We start from the raw sequence: 5283 nt of genomic DNA on the forward strand, positions 1-5283 counted from the left end.
GATCTGCCACGCGCCGTGCGCGGCGCCCATCCCGACCAGGATGAGCCGCCGCACCCGGTCTGGCCCCGACTCGCGGTCCACGAGTGCCAGTTCCAGCGCCTGCATCCCGCCCATCGAGGGGCCGAGCGCCAGGGCCACCTCTCGCACGCCCAGCCGGTTGAGCAGCCGGGCGTGCAGCCGCGCCTGGTCCCGGACGCTGACGCGGGGGAACCGGTCACCCAACCGGTCGCCCTCGAGGCCGAGCGTCGCCGGACCCGCCGTGCCATAGCACGAGCCGAGCGCGTTCGCGCAGACGACGAAGTGCCGCGATGGATCGACCGGGCGGTCGTCACCCACGACGCCCGGCCACCATTCTGCCGCGTCCGAGTCGCCCGTCAGCGCGTGGCACACCACGACCGCGTTGTCCGCCGCCTCATTGAGCGTGCCCCACGTCCGGTACGCGACCTCGACGTCGGGGAGACGCGCGCCGCGCTCGGTCGTGAAGCCGCCGAGGTTGAGGGTCTGGAGGTCACTCATACGTCGCTCGCTGCGCTCGACCACGAGGCCGACGACGAGGTCCCCTTTCCCTGGCTGATGAGTGTAGGTGTCTGTGGCAGCGTCCCGCCGCTGGCACATCCTCCCCCGCCGTCGTCCCCGCGCAGGCGGGGACCCAGAGTACCGCGCTCAATGCCCGTTCCGACCTCGAGGACGTGCCCAGGTACCCCCTCGCCCAATCGCAGCCGTCGGGAGCGGCGTGGGTCGTCGCTCTGGATTGGCTGGGCGCCTTCGCTTCGCGGTCCCGCCTTCGCGGGACCCGAGTCCTCGAGGACGGCGCAGCCAGTGACGGCATCTGGATGCGTGAGGTCGGTACCTCCTCGTGCCAGCTCTCCCGGAAAGAGAGGGGCAGGACGAGGGGTTCTGGTGTCGAGAGAGGGCATCATCTTTCAGAACGGGGGCCGGGGTCCAGGACGGGAATCGAACCCGCGAGCAGCGGTTTTGCAGACCGCCGCGTTGGCTGCGGCGGCCTTTCGGCTAGCCACTTCGCCACCCGGACGGGTCCGCCCTCGAGGCCGCGACCTCGAGGACGGGGCGCACTACGCGGTCACGAGCGTCTTGGCAAAGGCCTGCTCGAAGTCCGCGACGATGTCGTCGATGTGCTCGAGCCCGACCGACACACGGACCAGCTCCGGCTTGACGCCCGACGCCCGCTGCTCGCGGTCCGAGAGCTGCTGGTGCGTCGTGCTCGCCGGGTGGATCACGAGCGTCTTCGCGTCGCCGACGTTGGCCAGGTGCGAGGCCAGCTCGACGCCCTCGATAAACGCCTGCCCCGCCTTCTTCCCGCCGCGAATGCCAAAGCTCAGGACCGCGCCGAACGAGCCCTCGCGGAAGTACTCCTTGGCGCGGTCGTGCGACGGGTGGCTCTCGAGGGACGGGTGCCACACCCACTCGACCGCGTCGTGCGCGTCGAGGTAGGCCGCCAGCGCGTTCGCGTTCTCCGCGTGGCGCTGCGCCCGGAGCGACAACGTCTCCAGGCCGGTCAGGATCTGGAACGCGTTGAAGGGCGAGAGCGCCGGCCCCAGGTCCCGCAGGGCCTCGACGCGCGCCCGGATAATGAACGCGATGTTGCCCAGCTCGCTGTCCGGGTTGAACACGTCCGAAAAGACCAGCCCGTGGTAGGCCTCGTTCGGCTCGGTAAAGAGCGGGAAGCGCCCGTTGCGCCAGTCGAAGTTGCCGGAGTCCACGATCACGCCCCCGATCGACGTCCCGTGCCCGCCGATCCACTTGGTCGCCGAGTGCGTCACGATGTCGACGCCGTGCTCGATGGGCTTGACGAAGTAGCCGCCGGCACCGAACGTGCTGTCCACCACGAGAGGCACGCCGACCGCGTGGGCCGCCTCCGACAGGCCCCGGAAGTCCGGGACCGTCAGGTCCGGGTTGCCGAGCGTCTCGGCGAAGAACGCCTTCGTGTTCTCATCGGCCAGCGCCGAGAACGCCTCCGGCGACTCGTCCTCGACGAACCGGACCTCGATGCCCAACCGCCCGAGCGTCACCTTGAGCAAGCTGTAGGTCCCGCCGTAGAGCTTGCTCGACGACACGATGTTGTCGCCGGCCTGCGCCAGCGTCGTGAACGTGACCAGGTGCGCCGCCTGCCCCGACGCGACCGCGAGCGCCGCGACGCCGCCCTCGAGGGCGGCCATCCGCTGCTCGAACACGTCCGTCGTCGGGTTCATGATCCGGGTGTAGATGTTGCCGAACTCCTCGAGCCCGAACAGACGAGCCGCGTGGCTCGCGTCGTCGAACGTGTACGACGTGGTCTGGTAGATCGGCACGGCCCGCGACTTGGTCGTCGGGTCCGGCTGCTGGCCGGCGTGGAGCTGGAGGGTGTCGAAGTGGAGGGTGCGGTCGCTCATGGCGGTGTGGGGAGGTGCAGCTGCGGACCGGGGAGGCACGAAAAAACCCCCTCCGGCCTCGAGCCAGGGGGGGTTGCAGACGTGAAAGCCGGATCTCTTACCGGCGTTCAGGGCGCGACCTCTCCTGACCCGAGCGGGCCATACAAATCATCATCCCCATGCAGCGCATGGAGGCGGAAGCGATGATCTGGGAGGAGAGGGTCACGAGTTGGGTGTCGGACAGGAGGTCTGTCGCCGGCCAATGTAGTGCGCGAGACGGAGTCTGTGGCTCAAAATCCTTGTCACAACATATGGAACCGCTTCCGATCCCCGTCCTCGAGGGCGCCTACGATCCGGCGACCTCGTTCCGTATCGACTTAACGCCGCTCGATCTCGCCCGATAACAACAGGGCTCACGTCCACACTCCATGCCGTTCCGCAGCCTCACCACCCTTGCTCTGCTCGTCTGCGTAGCGAGCTCCGCATCGGGTCAGCGGAGGAACATCGAGTCGTTCGGAGTTGCGGAGGGCCTACCACAATCGGTCGCCTTCGACATCGAGCGGGACAACCGGGGAGGCATCTGGGTCGGGACCGACGGCGGGCTCAGCACGTTCGACGGCGTCGAGTTCACCAACTACTCCGTCGCCGACGGGCTCCCCGGCAACGCCGTCCGCTCTGTCGCCGTCCTCGAGGACGGGCTCTGGCTGGCCATCGAGAGGACGGGGCCTGTCTGGTTCCAGCGAGGCGAGTTCGAAGCGGCGGGGGCGTACGGCGCGTTCTCGCAAGCGATCGCCGTCGGTCCGGATGGGACTGTCTGGGCCGGTGGCTCCGGCGGACTCGCACGGCGTTCCGCCGACGGGTCGTTCGAGCAGGTCGATCTCAGCGGGACGGCCCCTGTCAACGAGATCTACGTCACAACTGACGGTCGTGTCTGGCTCGCAACCGACAATGGACCCGTCCTCATCGAGGACGGCCAGCCATCGAGACCGCTCCCTTACAGCCAGATCGTTCACGACCTCGAGGTCATCGAGGACGAGGTCTGGCTCGCGACCGACAGCGAGGGCGTTGTGGTGTTCGACTCTGATGGCAACGAGCGGCAGCGATTCGGATCCGATGAGGGGCTCCCCGAAGGGATCGTCTACGCTCTCGGCCTCGACGGGTCGGGAGCCGTCTGGGCGGGGACCGCTCACGGGGCGTGCCGACTGACGGGGACGGGCTCGGTCCCAGACTGCCTGGGCATGGCCGAGGGATTTGGCAATGTCCGGACCTACGACTTCGAAGCCGACCACACCGGCGGGCTCTGGATGGCCACCTTCGGCGGTGGCATCGCGCGCTATGGAGGGGCCGTCGGCGGTCGGGACCGATTCGTCGTGTTCGACCAAGAACACGGCCTCATCGATGGGATGGTGTGGGGTGTGGGCGACACCGGCGACGGTACTGTCCTCGTGGGGCATAACGGGGGCATCACGCGAATCCGCGACGGTCGAGGTGAGCCGATTGTGCAGTCCGACGGCCTGTCCTTGTCGCTGGCGAACTCGATGGTATCGGATGGCAACGGGGGGCTCTATCTCGGATCTCGCGATGGACTCCTCCACTACACAGGTGGCCGTTTCGAGCGGGTTCCAGGAATCGAGGTCGAGGGCGGAGCGTACGTCGCCACCGTGTTTCGGGACTCGAGAGACCGCGTCTGGGCCAACTCCTACGGGGAGGGCCTCTACGTCGTCGAAGACGGAGTGCCTCGGCGACTCGACGCCGAGGCGCTTGGGCTTCCCACTTTGTTCCTCCGGACGATCCGCGAGGACGGACTCGGCCGAATCTGGATTGGCCATGCCGAGGGCCTTCTGCGCCTCGATCCCGACGGTACCACTCGGGCTTTTTCCGCGGCCGACGGGCTCCCAGACGGAGACTTCTACCACGCACCGATGCCGGACGGAAGCGTATGGATGGCGAATGATCTCGGTGTCATGGCGTGGATCGGTCTTGACGAGCGGGTTCGGACGTTTCAACTGGAAGGCCGACTCGAGGGTGCGCCGGTGTTTCTCGTCGAGGCCGACTCGCGGGGGTTTGTGTGGCTTGGGACCAACCGAGGTCTCGCCCGCTTTAAAGCAAGCGACTACCGAGACGGAGACCCACTTACGTTCCGCCTTTACGGAGCGGCCGAGGGGTTCACCCCGCTCGAGTCCAACGCCGGAACGTTCTTCGAGTCGCCCTCCGGCGAGCTCTGGTTCGGGACGATCGCTGGGGCCGTCCGCTACGACCCTCAGGCCGACATCGCCACCCCAGTTCCCCCCTCGATCTCCATCACCGACATCGAGCTCGACTACGGCCAGACGAGCTGGCGGCCGTTCGCGGAGAGCATCTCACCGAACGGCGTTCCGACCTCGCTCCGGCTCCCGTTCGACAAGAACCACCTCTCTTTCGAGTTCTCGGGCGTCAGCTTTGACGACCCCCACTCGGTCCAGTACCAGTTCTCGCTCGAGGGCTTCGACGAAACGTGGAGCCCTCCCACAACGGATCGTCGCGCGACGTACGCCAACCTCCCACCGGGCGACTACACGTTCCAGGTCCGAGCCCGAAATGGAACGGGACCATGGTCCGAGGTCGCCGCCCCGCTCCGTGTGATGGTCGTCCCCGCGTGGTGGGACGAGGGCTGGGTCCGGGGCCTCGTCGGCCTGACCCTGTTCTCCGGGGTCGTCGCAGGGGGCCGGTGGCAGGCCACCCGGCACCGCCGTCAGCGGGCCGCCCTCGAGGACGCCGTCGCGGAGCGCACCGCCGACCTGGTCCACGAGAAGGAGCGCGTCGAGGCCGCCAACCACGACCTCGAGGAGGCGAGGGAGCAGGCGCTCGCCGCGGCCAAAGCGAAATCGGAATTCCTGGCGACGATGAGCCACGAGATCCGCACGCCCATGAACGG

3 protein-coding genes and 1 tRNA gene are annotated in these 5283 nt (G+C 68.0%); 1 reads left to right on the forward strand and 3 read right to left on the reverse strand.

Features of this window, described 5'->3' with window-relative positions:
- The 3 genes from WBA11_RS17560 to WBA11_RS17570 form a co-directional block, all read right to left on the reverse strand.
- Positions 1 to 516, reverse strand: a 516-nt coding sequence (locus WBA11_RS17560) for an alpha/beta fold hydrolase (protein WP_424521937.1), incomplete at its 3' end; no start/stop codon positions are given.
- A gap of 423 nt (positions 517 to 939) precedes the next feature.
- Positions 940 to 1033: transfer RNA gene (locus tag WBA11_RS17565), tRNA-Cys, on the reverse strand.
- 40 nt (positions 1034 to 1073) lie between these two features.
- Positions 1074 to 2390 carry an O-acetylhomoserine aminocarboxypropyltransferase/cysteine synthase family protein gene (locus tag WBA11_RS17570; protein WP_424521938.1) on the reverse strand — a complete coding sequence of 439 codons (1317 nt, stop codon included), beginning with the start codon at positions 2388 to 2390 and terminating at the stop codon, positions 1074 to 1076.
- 407 nt (positions 2391 to 2797) lie between these two features.
- On the opposite strand from WBA11_RS17570, the gene WBA11_RS17575 reads away from it, so the two are divergent.
- Positions 2798 to 5283, forward strand: a 2486-nt coding sequence (locus WBA11_RS17575; RefSeq protein WP_424521939.1) for a two-component regulator propeller domain-containing protein, incomplete at its 3' end; no start/stop codon positions are given.

Source organism: Rubrivirga sp., from assembly GCF_049648075.1.
GTDB lineage: Bacteria > Bacteroidota > Rhodothermia > Rhodothermales > Rubricoccaceae > Rubrivirga.

Excerpts from the sequence above, each read along its gene's own strand:
- WBA11_RS17570 (WP_424521938.1), bottom strand. The coding sequence starts at position 2,390 with ATGAGCGACCGCACCCTCCACTTCGACACCCTCCAGCTCCACGCCGGC.